The sequence below is a fragment of the Streptomyces wuyuanensis genome, assembly GCF_900103455.1.
Taxonomy (GTDB): domain Bacteria; phylum Actinomycetota; class Actinomycetes; order Streptomycetales; family Streptomycetaceae; genus Streptomyces; species Streptomyces wuyuanensis.
Map to the genome: position 1 here is coordinate 1 of NZ_FNHI01000007.1, position 16,361 is coordinate 16,361.

At 73.0% G+C, this 16,361-nt stretch carries 12 protein-coding genes and 2 tRNA genes; 3 read left to right on the top strand and 11 right to left on the bottom strand.

Annotated elements, in window-relative coordinates; genetic code table 11:
- On the bottom strand, window positions 1-160 hold a 160-nt coding region (locus tag BLT82_RS12110), incomplete at its 3' end, for a helix-turn-helix domain-containing protein (protein WP_143041492.1).
- Window positions 161-360: 200 nt separating this feature from the next.
- Between BLT82_RS12110 and BLT82_RS12115 the strand changes: the two genes are divergently transcribed.
- The gene (locus BLT82_RS12115; protein WP_093653938.1) at window positions 361-816 is read left to right on the top strand and encodes a pyridoxamine 5'-phosphate oxidase family protein; all 456 of its coding nucleotides are present in this window, start codon (window positions 361-363) and stop codon (window positions 814-816) included.
- Between the two features lie 248 nt (window positions 817-1,064).
- Here the strand turns inward: BLT82_RS12115 and BLT82_RS12120 are convergent, their stop codons facing one another.
- The 5 genes from BLT82_RS12120 to leuS form a co-directional block, all read right to left on the bottom strand.
- On the bottom strand, window positions 1,065-3,575 hold the full coding sequence (locus BLT82_RS12120) for a ComEC/Rec2 family competence protein (RefSeq protein ID WP_093653939.1): 2,511 nt from the start codon (window positions 3,573-3,575) through the stop codon (window positions 1,065-1,067).
- Window positions 3,572-4,228, bottom strand: a complete 657-nt coding sequence (locus BLT82_RS38675; RefSeq protein ID WP_093653940.1) for a helix-hairpin-helix domain-containing protein — start codon at window positions 4,226-4,228, stop codon at window positions 3,572-3,574. Before BLT82_RS38675 ends, BLT82_RS12120 begins: the two co-directional genes overlap by 4 nt.
- A gap of 667 nt (window positions 4,229-4,895) precedes the next feature.
- Window positions 4,896-5,741 (bottom strand): DegV family protein, encoded by an 846-nt coding sequence (locus tag BLT82_RS12135; protein ID WP_093653942.1) that lies wholly within the window; start codon window positions 5,739-5,741, stop codon window positions 4,896-4,898.
- 232 nt (window positions 5,742-5,973) lie between these two features.
- Window positions 5,974-6,756 carry a hypothetical protein gene (locus BLT82_RS12140; protein WP_093653943.1) on the bottom strand — a complete coding sequence of 261 codons (783 nt, stop codon included), beginning with the start codon at window positions 6,754-6,756 and terminating at the stop codon, window positions 5,974-5,976.
- A 159-nt stretch (window positions 6,757-6,915) separates the two neighbouring features.
- A complete protein-coding gene (gene leuS / locus BLT82_RS12145; protein WP_093653944.1) occupies window positions 6,916-9,807 on the bottom strand; it encodes a leucine--tRNA ligase in 2,892 nt (963 codons plus the stop codon).
- A 598-nt stretch (window positions 9,808-10,405) separates the two neighbouring features.
- Here leuS and BLT82_RS12150 point away from each other — a divergent pair.
- On the top strand, window positions 10,406-11,893 hold the full coding sequence (locus BLT82_RS12150; protein WP_093653945.1) for a ferric reductase-like transmembrane domain-containing protein: 1,488 nt from the start codon (window positions 10,406-10,408) through the stop codon (window positions 11,891-11,893).
- Window positions 11,890-13,476, top strand: a complete 1,587-nt coding sequence (locus tag BLT82_RS12155) for an NADH-quinone oxidoreductase subunit NuoF family protein (RefSeq protein ID WP_093653946.1) — start codon at window positions 11,890-11,892, stop codon at window positions 13,474-13,476. Before BLT82_RS12150 ends, BLT82_RS12155 begins: the two co-directional genes overlap by 4 nt.
- Before the next feature lie 59 nt (window positions 13,477-13,535).
- Here the strand turns inward: BLT82_RS12155 and BLT82_RS12160 are convergent.
- From BLT82_RS12160 to rsfS, 5 genes are all read right to left on the bottom strand, one after another.
- Window positions 13,536-13,608: transfer RNA gene (locus BLT82_RS12160), tRNA-Ala, on the bottom strand.
- Window positions 13,609-14,175: 567 nt separating this feature from the next.
- Window positions 14,176-14,409, bottom strand: coding sequence for a hypothetical protein (locus tag BLT82_RS12165; protein WP_026277450.1), 234 nt, complete (start codon window positions 14,407-14,409; stop codon window positions 14,176-14,178).
- A gap of 367 nt (window positions 14,410-14,776) precedes the next feature.
- Window positions 14,777-14,849 (bottom strand) — tRNA-Ala (locus tag BLT82_RS12170).
- A gap of 286 nt (window positions 14,850-15,135) precedes the next feature.
- Window positions 15,136-15,795, bottom strand: a complete 660-nt coding sequence (locus BLT82_RS12175) for a histidine phosphatase family protein (protein WP_093653947.1) — start codon at window positions 15,793-15,795, stop codon at window positions 15,136-15,138.
- Complete coding sequence (gene rsfS, locus BLT82_RS12180) at window positions 15,792-16,232, bottom strand: ribosome silencing factor (protein WP_093653948.1); 441 nt, start codon at window positions 16,230-16,232, stop codon at window positions 15,792-15,794. The genes BLT82_RS12175 and rsfS overlap by 4 nt, the downstream gene beginning before the upstream one ends.
- Between the last annotated feature and the right edge of the window lie 129 nt (window positions 16,233-16,361).

A 16,361-nucleotide genomic window follows, 5' to 3' on the forward strand; every position in this document is an offset into this window, starting at 1 on the left:
CCTTGCCGAACCTGCGGTAGCGGTCCGCCCACCGCTGGGCCGTGGTCGGCGAGACCTGGAAACGCTCGGCCGCCCGGCGCAGCGGCCAGCCGTCCTCGACCACGCAGCGGGCCAGACGCAGCCGTCCGGTCTCGGTCAGGGGTGCATTACGGTGGGGCACGAGGGCCTTTCTGGTCGCCGGTGCAGATGTCGCAATCCACACCAGGCCAGAAGGCCCTCACCCATTTCAAGATCCCTCAGCCGAGACCTGCATCACCCGTCCACAACCTCCCGGGACAGAACACCTAGGACGCCGGTCGGAGGCATATCGGTCCGCTGCCCGACGCGCGGCGACTCCCGCTCCGCATACCGTTCCGGGCCATGACGAACTTCGCGCCGGCCCGGAGCCGTACTCAGCGCAGGCAGGACGCCCTCGACCGGCTGGCCGGGGACCGCGACGCCTGGGTGGCCACGGCATCGGCGCACGGCGTTCCCACTCTCGTGCCCCTGTGGTTCCTGTGGGACCGGGGCACGCTGCTGATGTGCACCCGGCGCGACGCCGCGACCGCGCGCAATCTGACCCCGCGCGGCGAAGCCGTCGTCACCGTCGGCCATGCCACGGACGTGGTGCACATCGCCGGCTCGGCCGAGACGGTGGAAAGCGATGCGGTGGCACCCGCCTCCGCGGACGCGTTCTCCGCGAAGCTCGGCTGGGACCCACGCGGCAGCGCCCAGTGGGTCTTCCTCCGGATCACCCCGCGCACGGTCAAGGCATGGCGGGAGGAGAACGAGCAGCGTGACCGCCTGCTGATGCGGGACGGCCGCTGGCTGGACTGATCGGAAGCCACCGCCCGACCGGCGACCCCGGACGGACCGACCCCAGACCGAACCGACCGCAGATCGCAGCGAACCCGGCCCGGACCGACCGCAGACCGAACCGACCGCAGATCGCAGCGACCGCAGCCGGAACCGGGCGGAGGCCGGGCCGGGGCTTCCGGAAGGCTGACCGACCGACCCTGCGGTCGGGTTCCCGCCGCGCGATCGAAGCACCGGGCCCGCGGATCTCCCTGGCCGCGGCAAGGTGCTCACGGGGCCCTCGGCGTCCTGGTGCCCCGAGCCACGGCACGCAGGCTCGCGCCGGATCCCGTGACGGCGATCGCACCGTCCGTGTCGGTGCGCATCACCAGCGCGCCCTGGGATCGCAGGGCGGCGACCGTCCGGGGCGACGGATGCCCGTAGGGGTTGCCCCGGCCGCAGGAGATCAGCGCCAGCCTCGGCCGGGCCGCGGCGAGCAGAGCGGGGTGCTGGAAGGCCGACCCGTGGTGGGCCACCTTGAGGACGTCCACGCGCGGGAGGGAAGGGTGCGCCCGTATGAGCCCTCGCTGCGCCGGCGGTTCGAGATCCCCGAGAAGCAGCAGTGATACACCGGTGTCCGTGCGCACGAGCAGGGTGACACTCGCGTCGTTCGGCTCCCCCGGCTTCGCACCGAGTCCCGGAACGGGACCGGGAGCAGGCCACAGCACCTGCCAGCCGAGCCCTCCCGTGCGCCGTCGCTCCCCCTGCCCGGGTCGGATCAGCGGCACTCCCGCGGTCTTGGCGGTCCGGCGCACGAACTCGGCCTGGTCACGCGGTTCTTCGAGGGCCGTCGTCTGGATCGCGCCGACGGTTCTGCCCCGCAGGACGCCGGCCAGCCCCGCCACGTGGTCGGCGTGGAAGTGGGTCAGCAGGAGCAGCGGTACCCTCCTGACGCCCAGTTCGCGCAGGCACCGGTCGGTGAGTGCAGGCTCCGGCCCGGCGTCCACGACCACGGCCGCCCCCTCGCCCGCGGCCAGTACGGTGGCATCGCCCTGGCCCACGTCGCACACGGCGAACGACCAGCCCGGCGGCGGCCATCCGGTGATGATCCTGGTCAGCGGGGGCGGTCGCAGGACGACGAGTACGAGTAGCAGTGCGCATCCCACGGCGGGCCAGGGGCGCCGGCCCAGCCTGCGCACCATCAGCATCCCCACGGCTGTGACGGCGGTCAGCAGCAGGGCGCCCCGCACGCCGCCGGGCCACTCGGCCTGTGCCCCGGGCAGACCGGCCCCGGTGCGGGCGACTCGGGCGATCCACTCCACCGGCCAGCCGGCGCACCGCGCCAGCAGCTCGGCGGCCGGTATCGACACGGAGGCTGTGGCGAGCACCGCAAACCCGAGCACCGTGGCCGGCGCAACGGCCGGCTCGGCGAGGAGATTGCAGGGAATCGCCACGAGGCTGACCCGCTCGGCGAACACGACCACGACAGGCGCGCACACCGTCTGCGCCGCCGCGGCCGCGGCGAGGGCCTCCGCCAGACGTCCCGGCATCCCGCGCTGCCGCAGCGCCGCGCTCCAGCGCGGGGCGAGGGTGAGGAGCGCGCCCGTGGCCAGGACGGAGAGCAGGAAGCCGTAGGTGCGTGCCGACCAGGGATCCCAGAGCACCAGCAGCAGCACGGCCGCCGCCAGCGCCGGAAGCAGTGATCGGCGCCGGCCGGTGCCGATGGCGACCAGGGTGATCGCCCCGCACGCCGCGGCGCGCAGCACACTTGGTTCCGGCCGGCACACGACGACGAACGCCAGGGTGAGGGCACCGCCGAACAGCGCGGTCGCGCGCAGCGAGATGCCCAACCGTGGGGCCAGACCGCCTCGTTCCGCCCTGATTGCGCTGCCCGGAGGGCCGATGAGCAGGAACAGGACGATGCCGAGATTGCTTCCGCTCACCGCCAGCAGGTGCGTCAGATCGGTCGCCTTGAACGCCTCGTGCAGCTCGGTCCCGACCCGGGAGGTGTCGCCGACGACGAGTCCGGGAAGCAGCGCACGCGCGTCCGCCGGCAGTTCCTCGGTCGCCTGCCGCAGCCCCGCACGCAGGTCCCCCGCCACACGCTGCGCCGTGGACGGCGGCCCGGTGATCCGGGGCGGCCCCGTGCCTTGCGCCCTCAGCACGGCCGCGAACCTGCCCTCTCCCTCCGCCGGTGGCTCCGCCCGGGCCGCGAGCACGAGCCGGGTCGACGGCAGCAGCCTCAGCCACGCTCCGGCCGCCGCCTCGGGCCGGACGATCACCAGGACCGGGGCCCTGGTGTCCGTGGACTCCCCGTGCGGCGTGGTGACCCGGACGACCTGTGCCTCCAGCAGGACGGCGGTCGGTGCCGCCCGATCACCCCACATCCGCGGCCGTGTCGTGCGCGGATCGGCGGCGACGGTCAACTCGGCCGTGATCGGGCCGTACTGGCGCGCCGCCTCGGGAACCGGCCCCCGGTACAGGTCCGCGCCGCGCAGCGCGCCCGCGGCCGTACCGGCGGCGGTGCAGAGCAGCACCGCTGCGGCAGCGACCCTGTTGCCGGCGCCCCGCCAGGACCGCCGGCGGGCCACCCGGACGGTCAGGGACAACAGGAGCGCACCCGCCGTGGCGAGGCAGACCAGCACCGTCACGCCCGGCCAGGGCGGCCGTACCGTCAGGCCGAGGGCTGCGGCGCCCCAGGCGGCCAGCGCGGGCAGCACCAGACGCAGATCGGCCGGGCGCTCCTCTGGGGGTTCGGCCGCCTCCGGCCCTGCCTCAGGTGGATCCGCCGCCCGGGTCATGGCCGCACCAGCGGTTGCAGGTCCTCGAAACGGCGGTCGCCGATCCCCGTCACCTCGCGGAGTTCGTCGACCGAGCGGAAGCCGCCGTGCTCGGTGCGGTAGTCCACGATGTGCTGGGCGAGCACCGGGCCCACACCCGGCAGTGTGTCGAGTTGCTCCGCCGTGGCGGTGTTGAGGCTCAGTGGCCCAGCGCCCGGTGCGCCGCCGCCCGTGAGCCCCGGCGCGCCCGGCGCCGCCCCGCCCGGAGGCTGCGGGACTCCCACGGTCACCTGCTCGCCGTCCATGAGCACCCGCGCCCGGTTGAGGCCGGTGAGGTCGGTGCCTGCCTTCACCCCGCCCGCCGCCCGCAGTGCGTCGGCGACCCGGGACCCCGCCGGGAGCCGCAGGACGCCCGGCCGCCGGACCTTGCCGCTCACATCCACGACGATGCGCCCGGCTGGCTCCTGGGCGGGCGCAGGGCCCGGCGAGGGCGCGGGCCGGGTCACCTCCGGTGCCGGAGGGACCTCCCCGACGAGTTGCGGGGCACGTACCGGCTCCGGTCGCCCGGCCCGGAAGTGCTGCACGGCGAAGCCCACGCCCAGGACCAGGACCAGCGCGAGAGCAGCCAGCGTCTTGGGCTCCAGCCCGCAGCGCAGCCGCACCCACGCCGGCATCCGCTCCCCCAGGGCCAGCCGTGTCCGCTCACGCAGCGACAGCCCGTCACCGCTCGCCCGCCCCGGCCGTGAGGGGTGACGCGAACCGGGCGGCGGCACGGACCCGCGACGCCCCTGCCCGGCCGGAGCGGTGGACTCCTCCCCGTCGGGTCCGGTCTCCGGACGGCCCGGCGCCGCTGTCGGCCCGGAGGCCGGCTCCGGGCGCCCGGGCGGACCGGTCGCCTCCTGGGGCGCCTCCGACGTCCGGAAGAGGGCGTGGGCGCGCAACCGAGCGGCCGACGAGGGCGCTCCGACCGGCGCCGACGGCGTGGACGAGGCCGGCACCGGGCGGCTCCCTGTGCGCAGCCGCTGCCTGCGGTGGCGTACGCGGCTGTCCGAGGCAGGCGCACGGCCCGGGCCGCTGGTCGCAGAGCGTGATCGGTGAGTCATGCCACCCGACGGTAGGCATCTGAGCGCGTCCGTGCCGAGCGGCCCCAATTCCGGTGGACAACCGGATCGTTGTGGAAAACTCCGTCACTCGCCGGAGTGATCGGAGGGGCTCACCGAGCCCGGCCGGACGAGCGGCAGGACCGAGCGGCACCGGCGCCCGACAGGCCCCGGCTTCGAGTCAGGACCGGGCCGAACACACGGCGGTCCACGTGCGCCGCGACGCCCCGGCCCCGCGTCCTCACCTCGGTGAGATCACGGCCCCCAGCAGTCCGGGCCCCGTGTGCGCGCCGATCACCGCGCCCACCTCGCTGACATGCAGCTCTCCGAGGTTCGGTACCCGCTCCCGCAGCCGCTCCGCCAGTACGGACGCCCGCTCCGGTGCCGCGAGATGGTGCACCGCGATGTCCACCCGGCCCGTGCCGGCGCGCTCCGCTGCGATCTCCTCCAGCCGGGCGATCGCCTTGGAAGCCGTGCGCACCTTCTCCTTGAGCTCGATCCGGCCGCCCTCCAGCTGCAGCAGCGGCTTCACCGCGAGCGCGGACCCGAACAGGGCCTGGGCGGCGCCGATACGGCCGCCGCGGCGCAGATAGTCGAGGGTGTCGACGTAGAAGAACGCGGACGTGCCCGCGGCCCGCTTCTCCGCCGCCGCCACGGCCTCGTCGAGGGAGCCGCCGGCGTCCACCGCCTCGGCGGCGGCGAGGGCGCAGAACCCCAGCGCCATCGCGACCATTCCGGTGTCGACCACACGGACCGGGACGGGTGCTTCCCGGGCCGCCAGGACCGCCGCGTCGTAGGTGCCGGAGAACTCGGAGGAGAGATGCAGCGAAACGATTCCGGTCGCTCCGGCTTCCGCGGTGGCCCTGTAGGTGGCCGCGAAGGTCTCCGGGCTCGGCCGGGACGTGGTCACGGCTCGGCGCTTCTGCAGCGCCTGTGCGAGGGAGCGGGCGGAGATCTCGGTGCCCTCCTCGAGGGCCTGGTTGCCCAGCACGACGGTCAGTGGCACCGCGGTGATGCCATGCAACTCCATCGTCTGCGGCGGCAGGTAGGCCGTGGAATCGGTGACGATCGCGACATGGCGGGACATGAGCGGGAGGTTACCCGCAGGGGCCGCCGCTCGGCAGCCCGACCCCGCCCGACCACACGCTTCCGTTCCGCGGACAGCCTCCGTCCGGGGCAGGTCCGCTGTCCAGCGCCGAGCGTGTGACACCCGTCGAACCGCGTCCGCAGGGCGGCCGGTCCGCCCCGGCTGCCCGCGATGCCGCCCCAGGCCCCACCCCCGCGGGCGGCCGGAGCTACTTCCGCAACACGCCCTGGCCCTAGTTCGTGGTCTCCGGGCGGGCGGACTTCTCCCACGAGTACCTCATGCCGAGGCGCGGGTCCCGCGCCGGGATCGCCCGGGGCTCCTGGGAGCCCGTCTCCGGCTCCGGTTCACCCGGTGCCTGCTCCGGTCCCGCCGCGGTCGCCGACGGCTGCGGTGCCTGTGCCGAGGACGTCTGCGGCCCCTGTGCCGGTGCCTGCGAGGGCTCCGCGGCCGGATCGGGCCACACCGGCTCGCTGCGCGACCAGTCGCGCAGCGCTCCCGCCTCGACGTCGATCTGGGTGGTCAACGACTCCAGGTCGTCCTCGGCGAACGAGCGCGCCCGGTCCCGGGCCGCCCAGCGCAGGGACTCGGCGGAGTGGGTGATCCGCTCGACCCGCTCGCGCAACTGCGGCAGCAGTTCCGTGGTCCTGGCGCGATCCGGCTCGCGCTCCAGGCGCCGCAGTTCGTCGTCCAGCTCCCGCCCGTGCACGCTGAGGCGCTCGAAGAGGCCGATCGACTCCCGCAGCGACGCGTCCTCGGCCACGCCCGCCTGCAGGGCGTCCTGCGTGGCCCGCATCGACGTGCGCAGCCGGAGCCTCAGCTGGGCCAGCTCGCCGGCCACGCCGACCTGCCCGAAGCTCTTCGCCCGCAGCGTCGTGTCCTCCACGCTGCGCCGCGCCTGGCTGATCGTGCGGTCCACGCCTCGCTTGGCCGCACCGATCGCCTTGACGCTCACATACACCCCGAGCGCCACGAAGGCGACGAAGAGCAGCGCCAGGATCAGGATGACGGCTTCCATGGGCGCCCCTCCGAGTCGTATGCGGTGTGTCCTCCCACGGTAAACGGAACGGGCAGGCCGAGGGTTCCAGCGGAACCCCCAACCTGCCCGTAGGGGAAAGATCAGGGCCGGGGCCGGGGCCGGGGCCGGCCGCCGGCCCCGGCACTCGGACCGGGCCGGCTACGCCGGGACGATGTTCACCAGCTTCGGCGCCCGCACGATCACCTTGCGGATGCCCGCACCGCCCAGGGCCGCCACGACCGCCGGGTCGCCCACGGCCAGCGCCTCCAGTTCGGCGTCCGCGATTGCCGGCGAGACCTCCAGGCGGGCCTTGACCTTGCCCTTGATCTGCACGACGCACGTCACGGTCTCGTCCACGACGTAGGCGGGGTCCGCCACCGGGAAGTCCTGGTGCACGACCGAGCCGGAGTGGCCCAGCCGGCGCCACAGCTCCTCGCCGATGTGCGGGGCGAGCGGCGCGATCAGCAGCACCAGGCGCTCCGCCACCGAGCGGGCGACCGGGCCGCCCGTCTTGGTCAGGTGGTTGTTCAGCTCGGTGATCTTGGCGATGGCGGTGTTGAAGCGCATCGCCTCCATGTCCTGGCCCACGCCGTCGATGGCCTTGTGCAGGGCGCGCAGGGTCGCCTCGTCCGGCTCCCCGTCCACGACCGTGACCTCGCCGGTCGTCTCGTCGACGACGTTGCGCCACAGTCGCTGCAGCAGTCTGTACTGGCCGACGACGGCACGCGTGTCCCAGGGGCGGGAGACGTCCAGCGGGCCCATCGCCATCTCGTACAGGCGCAGGGTGTCGGCGCCGTACTCGGCGGCGATCTCGTCCGGGGTGACCGCGTTCTTCAGGGACTTGCCCATCTTGCCCAGCTCGCGCCTGACGGGCTCGTCGCCGTGGAAGAACCTGCCGTCGCGCTCCTCGGCCTCGGTGGCCGGCACCGGGAAGCCGCGGGCGTCGCGGTAGACGTACGCCTGGATCATGCCCTGGTTGAACAGCTTGTGGAACGGCTCGGCGGACGAGACGTGTCCCAGGTCGTACAGCACCTTGGACCAGAAGCGGGCGTACAGCAGGTGCAGCACGGCGTGCTCGGCGCCGCCCACGTACAGGTCCACACCGCCGTGCGGCTGTCCCTCGCGGGGGCCCATCCAGTACCGCTCGACCTCCGGGTCGACCAGCTTGTCGGCGTTGTGCGGGTCCAGGTAGCGCAGCTCGTACCAGCACGAACCGGCCCAGTTCGGCATGGTGTTGGTCTCACGGCGGTACCGCTTGACTCCGTCGCCCAGGTCCAGCTCGACGTCGACCCACTCCGCGTTGCGCGACAGCGGGGTCTCGGGCTGGGTGTCGGCGTCGTCCGGGTCGAAGGTGCGCGGCGAGTAGTCGTCGACCTCCGGCAGCTCCAGCGGCAGCATCGACTCGGGCAGCGCGTGGGCCACGCCGTCCTCGTCGTAGACGATCGGGAAGGGCTCGCCCCAGTAGCGCTGCCGGCTGAACAGCCAGTCACGCAGCCGGAAGTTGATGGTCGCCTCGCCGATACCCTTGGCCACCAGCCACTCGGTGATCTTCGACTTGGCCTCGGCCACTTCCAGGCCGTCCAGGGAGATCTCGTCGTTCGCGGAGTTGATCGCCGGGCCCTGTCCGGTGAACGCCTCGCCCTCCCAGCCCTCCGGGGGGCGCACGGTGCGGACGATCGGCAGGCCGAACGCCTCGGCGAACTCCCAGTCGCGCTCGTCCTGACCGGGGACGGCCATGATGGCGCCGGTGCCGTAGCCCATCAGCACGTAGTCGGCCACGAAGACCGGGATGCGCGTCCCGGTGACCGGGTTCACGGCGTACGCGCCGGTGAAGACACCGGTCTTGTCCTTGTGCTCGGTCTGGCGCTCGACGTCGCTCTTGGTCTGGGCCTGCTTGCGGTATTCGGCGACGGCCTCGGCGGGCGTGGCCGCGCCGCCGGTCCAGGCGTCCTTGCCCCGGGCCTCCTCCGGCCATTCGGCGGGCAGGACCGAGTCGATCAGGTCGTGCTCGGGCGCCAGCACCATGTAGGTGGCGCCGAACAGGGTGTCGGGACGGGTGGTGAAGACCGTGATGCGGGCGTCGTCGTCGCCGTCGACGGTGAAGTCGATGCGGGCGCCTTCGCTGCGGCCGATCCAGTTGCGCTGCTGCAGCTTGATGGCCTCGGGCCAGTCCAGCGCGTCCAGGTCGTCCAGCAGCCGGTCCGCGTAGGCGGTGATGCGCATGTTCCACTGGCGCAGGTTGGCCTTGAAGACCGGGAAGTTGCCGCGCTCGGAGCGGCCGTCGGCGGTGACTTCCTCGTTGGCCAGCACGGTGCCCAGCCCGGGACACCAGTTGACCGGCGCGTCCGAGGCGTACGCCAGGCGGTGGCCGCCCAGGACGTCGGCGCGCTCGACGGCGCTCAGCTCACTCCAGGGGCGCCCGGTCGGCGTGGCACGCTCCCCGCTCTCGAACTGGGCGACCAGGTCCTCGATCGGGCGGGCCTTCCCCGCGCTCTCGTCGTACCAGGAGTTGAAGATCTGCAGGAAGATCCACTGGGTCCACTTGTAGTAGTCGGGGTCGATCGTCGCGAACGACCGCCGCTTGTCGTGCCCCAGGCCCAGCCGGCGCAGCTGGATCTTCATGTTCTCGATGTTCGCCTCGGTGGACACGCGCGGGTGCGTGCCCGTCTGGACGGCGTACTGCTCGGCGGGCAGGCCGAACGCGTCGAAGCCCAGGGTGTGCAGCACGTTGTGGCCGGTCATCCGCTGGTACCGGGCGTAGACGTCCGTGGCGATGTAGCCCAGCGGGTGGCCGACGTGCAGTCCCGCACCCGACGGGTACGGGAACATGTCCATGATGAACTTCTTGGGCCGTGCCACGACGTCCGCGTCCCCGGCCAGATCACCGCTCGGGTTGGGTGCCTCGTACGTGCCGTCGGCGTCCCAGAAGTCCTGCCAGCGTGCCTCGATGTCGGCGGCCATGGCCGCCGTGTAGCGGTGGGGTGCGGCCGCCTCGGCGGAGGGGGCCCCACCCGTGCCGGAGGCCACAGGGGAGGAATTCGTCTCGCTCATGATCCTTAAAGCTCCATCGATCGTCTCTGCCCGCGATTGCCTGAAACGAAAAATCCCCTCGCACAGGAGGGGACGCCGCGCCGATTCCGACCGAGTGATCACCGGTCGGGACTGATCAGCGCGGCTCGCTAAGCAGAAGGCGTACGGCACGCATGGCGCCAGGGTACAGCAGGCCATCTTCCCGCCGCACAGAGTGTCCGTCCGGCGGGGACGGGCGGAAGCCCCGAGGACCGGCGGGAACGCCGCTCAGGGACCCGGTCCGGAACCGGACGCGAGGGCCCCGGATGTGTGGCCTGCCAGGCTTCCGCCGTCCCGCCGGAGCGCTTCCCGGAGGGCGGCGGAGTCCCGCGCGGTGAGTGAAGAGCATCGCCCACCGGAGTGAAGAACCGTTTCGGACGACCCGAGTTACTCGGCGTATCACCCCTATCCGGGGCAACCCCAGAGTCAGTTGTCGGTCAGGCTGACCACTAAACCTCGAAAACTCGTACCCACTGGTATGACGCCACTTAGAGTGCGACGACGGGACCGCTTTCCCGCACCATTCGGAGCCCCCATGAACCCTCGTCGCAAGATCCGTTCGTCGCCCGGTGAACCGGGCATGAGCCGGCAGGCACAGGGCGGACTGATTGTCGCCGCTCTCGTGCTCATACCCCTGCTCGCCATCGGTGGCAGTGATGCCTTCCGCGCAGCGCTGGACTTCACCACCGGCGTGCTGTCCCTGGTCTCCCTGACCGCATCCGTCGCCTGGGGACTCATCGCCACCGACCGCGTGTTCCTCTCCACGCGCCACCGTCTGCTCGCGCAGGCCATCCACAGAAGCACCGCCGTCGCCTCGCTCGGTTTCCTGCTGCTGCACATCACGGTCAAGGTGTCGCTCGGCCACGTCGAACTGCTCGGCGCCCTGGTGCCGTTCGGGCTCGGCATCACCGGCACGTCCGGCCTGATCGGCTTCGGCTCGCTCGCCGGTCTGCTGATGGTGGTCGCCGCCTCCACCGGCGCCGCGCGCAGCGCACTCGCCGGCAACGGCCGCTTCGCGGGCCGCTGGCGGGCGCTGCACATGCTGGCCTACCCGGCCTGGTGCTCCGCCCTCGTGCACGGCCTCTTCGCCGGCCGCCCCGCCGCCGGCTGGGTGATCGTCATGTACAGCCTGGCGCTGACCGGAGTCGCCGCCGCCGTGTCGCTGCGGCTGCTGCCGCGCCCGGTGAAGCGGCAGCTCGTCGAGCGCATCATGAACCTGGTCGGCGCCTCCGGCGATGTCCCGGGAGCCGCCGAGCAGAGCGTGCGCGACCTGGCCTCGGCGCCCCTCCCGGGCACGTCCGGCATTCCCTCGCAGCCCCAGGCGCGCTTCGAGCGCGAGTTCCCGCGCGGGGCAGGCGACCTCGGCGACCCGCTGGGCCGGCCGCTGGACTCGCCGCTCGGCTCCCCGCTGGGGCAGCCGCTCGGCGCCTCCCGCGGCGAGCCGCGCCGGCTCGCCGCGCCCTCGCCGCAGCTGTACGAGGCCACCCAGCAGCTCTACGACTCGGCACCGGCCCCCTCGTCCGAGCCGGCCGCGGCCACGGGATCGTTCCCCGGCGCCGGCCCGGCGACCGGCGGGCCGCTGTCCGGCGACGGCCCCGGAACGGGGATCTCCGCCGCCTACCGCGCCGTCTCCCGGGCGGGTGACGCCTCCCCGCGCACCGGCGTGCCCTCGGCGCCGCAGGGGCGCCCCGCGGACGTGCCGTTCGCCGAACGCATCCCCATGACCGAGGAGCTGCCCGTCGTCCAGGACGACCTTTCGCCGCGCTCCGCGAGCTGGCCGACGCCCTCCCCGCCGCCGCCGGCCCAGGCCCTCCCCCAACCGCCCGTGTCCTCCCCGTACGACACCGGCACGACCTCCCCGTACAGCGAGCCCTACGCGGCATCGCCGGGCGCCGGGTACGACCCCGTCTCCCCGTACGGCACCGCCGGCACCCCCGGCGGCTATGACGGCTCCCCGACCGCCGAGCCCTTCCAGGGCTCGTTCGACGAGGCCCAGCCGCCCCCCGGCCCGCTGTATCCGCCCACGGCCGGGGAACCTTGGAACGCACCTGCAGGAGAACGACCGTGAACGCCCCCCTCCCCGATGTCCCCGAAGTCCGCGTCGTCGGCCTGCCGCAGCTCACCCAGGGATTCGACCTGGTAGAGCGTCTCGACCTGTCGATGCACCTGAAGGTGCACGGCCCGCTCGAACCCATGAGCGGCGAGCGTCTGGCCCAGCTGGCCGAGAACATCTCGCTGCGCGGCCGCGGCGGCGCGGGCTTCCCGTTCGCCCAGAAGCTGCGGGCCGTGGCCAAGGCGGCCATCCGGCGGGGTGTGCGGCCCGTCGTGGTGATCAACGCCAGCGAGGACGAACCGGCGTGCCGCAAGGACACGGTGATGGTCAACCGGGCGCCCCACCTCATCCTGGACGGGGCACTGCTCGCCGCCGAGGCGCTGGGCGCACGCACCCTGATCGTCGCGGTGACCCGCAACTCAACGGAGATATCCATACGGGCGGCGCTGGCCGAGCGCGGCCTGTCCGACCGGCGGGGACAGCAGCTGCGCGCGCGGGTGCAGCGCAACCCCGAGCGCATGGTCTCCGGCGAGGCCTCGGCGATCATCCGGGCGATCAACGGCGGCCCCGCGCTGCCTCCCGGCCGCCGGGAGCGCGCCGCGGAGTCCGGTGTGGCGGGCGCGCCGACGCTGCTGTCCAACGCGGAGACGTTCGCCCAGCTCGCCGTGGCCGCCCGGATCGGGGCCCGACGGTACGGCCACACGGGCCTGGAGAACGAGCCGGGCACGGTGATGCTGACGGTCTCCGGCGCGGTCGCCCGCCCCATGGTGATCGAGGTGCCGACGGGTGTGCCGATGCGGTACGTGCTGCAGCTCGCGGGCGCCCCGCCGGTCCCCCAGGGCGTGCTGACCGGTGGCTACCACGGCAACTGGATCGACGCCGCCGCGACCCACGAGGCCGTGATCTCGCGGGAGTCGCTGGCCAATGTGGGCGGCGCGCTCGGCGCCGGCGCGATCCTCCCGATCGGCCAGGAGACCTGCCCGCTCGGTGAGGCGCAGCGCGTCGCGAACTGGCTCGCGGCCGAGACGGCCGGCCAGTGCGGTCCGTGCAAGCTCGGTCTGCCCGCGGCGGCCGGCGGCCTGTCGGACGTGATCAACGGCGGCGGGCCGGCCGCCCTGGAGGCGCTGCGGGAGGTCACCCAGGCGGTCAAGGGCCGGGGGGCGTGCAAGCACCCCGACGGCTCCGCGAGGTTCTTCTCATCGACCCTGTCTGCGTTCACGGACGACCTGGCCGCGCACGTCCTGCACGGCGGCTGCGGCCGGGAGACCGTCGGCGTGCTGCCGCTGCCCGGTCCCGGCGGCCAGGAGGCGGAGGAGTCCATTCCGAGCGGTGAGAAGCTCGCAGTGGACTGGACGCTGTGCCAGGGCCACGGCATCTGCGCGGAGATCGTGCCCGAGCTGATCCGGATGGGGGCCGACGGCTACCCCTCCGTGGCGGAGGCGGCGGTTCCGATGCATCTGCGGGGTCGCGCACAGCGCGGCGTGCGCCGCTGCCCGGCACTGGCGCTGCGCATCGAGCAGGCCCCCGCACCGCGGGGCAGCAAACCTGCCCTGCCGCCGGGCGGCGACCGCAAGGCGCTTGGCAGCGGCCAGGGTTGACATACGAAAGAGGGCCATCCGATCGGATGGCCCTCTTTGCGTGCTCTGACGAGCTGCTGTGGAGCTAAGGAGAATTGAACTCCTGACCTCTTGCATGCCATGCAAGCGCTCTACCAACTGAGCTATAGCCCCTTGCTGTCAGCCGCTTCACTTCCTCGGGTCTCCCCCGCGGCGACACAGAGAACATTACACGGTCCCCCCGGTGGTTCACCAAATCGTTTCCGGTCCGCACCGAGATGGGCGGAGCGTCCGCGTTCGTGACCGTGATCGCGATGGCCTCAGCTCCGTGCGCAGACTCGGCTCTGCCCGCTGGGCGCACGCGTCCTCGACGCCTGCACCTGTCGTTCGGGCCGGCGGGGCGGATCCGGCCAGGGGTGCTCAGGACGTCGGCGCCCGGCAAGGCGGAAGGGCCGTCGGTGGGCCGGGGCGGTGTCGGATCGGCCGCTGCGTCGGTTCGGCCGCTGCGGCCAAACTCACACCGGCGCTGTTCGCGCTGGTCGCGGGAGCGCCGACCGCCCGCCGGGCCGTGTGATGACGACCGCCCGCGAGCGGGCCGACGCGCCGTGGAAGGAGCCGCACGGGCCGGGCCGGACCGGCCCGAACTCGCCCCGCACTCGGGCGACATGGGTGCCCTCGGCTGTACGCGGCCGTCGCCGTGCCGGCCGGACCGCGGCGGTACGGGGCGAACGCCCGGCGGGGTCAGGCCGTGGCGAAGGAGTAGAAGCGCTTGAGCGTGCAGTGCTCGTCGAGCAGCCGTCCGTAGATCGGCTCCCCCTCGAGCTCACGGTAGGTCTCGATGGGGTCGCCTTTTATGATCAGCGCCCGCGCGCACTCCTCGCACCAGTACTGGTACTCGGGGTTGACCGGGTCCATGTCACGGACGATCGGCGTGCCGCTGCCGCACCAGTCGCACTTCCTCCGGTGTGCACCCATCATTCAGCTCCAGCTGTGGCCGCAGGCGGTGCACACGTACGAGATACCTCCGTTGTCGCCGAGGACTTGGGCAACGTGGGACGAACCGCAGGAGGGGCAGCTGAGGCGAGCACGGGAGTCCGCAGCGAGGAGTCGGTCGTCGTTCTCCTCGTTGCCGCCTCCGGGCATCGCCTCTCCCTCCCGTCCAGGCCGTCATCCCCCTTCAGCCGTCCCGATTCTGCCATGGCGGGGCGAGGGGGTCATCGGCGTCCGCGAACCGGTGCCGCCATCCTTCCGGAGATCACCGCCCCGGCGGGGCGAGGGCGCCCGGCGGGCTGTGAAACACGAAATCCCGCCCCCTGCGGGGACGGGATGTGGGTGGTGCTTGTGGAGCTAAGGAGAATTGAACTCCTGACCTCTTGCATGCCATGCAAGCGCTCTACCAACTGAGCTATAGCCCCTTGTGTTCTTCGCGCTCCGCGCTGCGAACAAGAAGAACCTTAGCCTGTGACCAGCCGGAAAGTGAAATCCGGCCGGTCCCGGGCCGCCCGGGCGCCTCCGGACGGGTCCGGGGGCGGGGCGCACACCGCCCGGGAACGGCCGCACGGCGATTCCGCGGCCCCTCGGAACGGGCCGGTGGGCACCGCCGCGGACGGTCCCGGAACGCCCTCGGATGCGGCCCGGAAGGGGTTCCCGGGGCTTCGCGGGGGCGAGCCGGCGCCACGCTGCCGCTGCCGTGCGGTGTGGTCAGTCGTCGTCGCCGAGGACCGGCTCGGGCAGGGTGCCCGCGTTGTGCTCCAGCAGCCGCCAGCCCCGGGCGCCCTCGCCGAGGACGGACCAGGAGCAGTTGGAGAGGCCGCCGAGGCCCTCCCAGTGGTGGGCCTCAAGGCCCAGCAGCCGGCCGATCGTCGTGCGGATGGTGCCGCCGTGGCTGACCACGACCAGCGTGCCGCCGTCGGGCAGCTTGTCGGCGTGGCGCAGCACGACCGGCGCGGCCCGGTCGGCGACCTCGGTCTCCAGTTCGCCCCCACCGCGGCGGACGGGCTCGCCGCGCTTCCAGGCGGCGTACTCCTCGCCGTGGCGCTCGACGATCTCCTCGTGGGTCAGGCCCTGCCAGACGCCCGCGTATGTCTCGCGCAGTGCGGAGTCGTGGACGACCTCGTGACCGGTGATCGAGGCGAGCTGCTCGGCCGTCGTCGACGCTCGCGTGAGGTCCGAACTGACGATCGCGTCCGGCTTCAGCGACGCCAGGAGCCGGGCGGACCGGCGTGCCTGGTCGACGCCGGTCCCGGTCAGCTCGATGTCCGTGGAACCCTGGAACCGGCGTTCGAGATTCCAGGCGGTCTGGCCGTGCCGCCACAGGACGATGCGGCGGCCTCGGCCCGTGCCGGTTTCGCTACGGCTCAGCTCAGCTCACCGTCCGATCCACTGCCGTCACCGGTGAGCCTGGCGTGCTCCTCGGCCTTGCCCCGGGTCTTCACGGCGTCCTCGGGAAGCGGAAGCTCGGGGCAGTCCTTCCAGAGACGCTCCAGGGCGTAGAAGACGCGCTCCTCGCTGTGCTGGACGTGGACCACGACGTCGACGTAGTCGAGCAGGATCCAGCGCGCGTCACGGTCGCCCTCGCGGCGCACCGGCTTGGCGCCGAGCTCCTTGAGCAGCTTCTCCTCGATCTCGTCCACGATCGACTTGACCTGGCGGTCGCTCGGGGCGGAGGCGAGCAGGAATGCGTCCGTGATCGACAGCACATCGCTGACGTCGTAGGCGATGATGTCGTGCGCGAGCTTGTCCGCGGCCGCCTGTGCGGCGACGTTGATGAGCTCGAGGGAACGGTCCGTAGCGGTCACAAGCAGGCTTTCGTCGGCGGGCGGGACCCTCCCAGGATCTCACGGACCGCCGACAACCCACGCGGCCGGCCGCAGCGGCAGCGTTCCGTACCCCCGCGCCCCGCCCGACCGCGGACGTGCGGGCCCGGA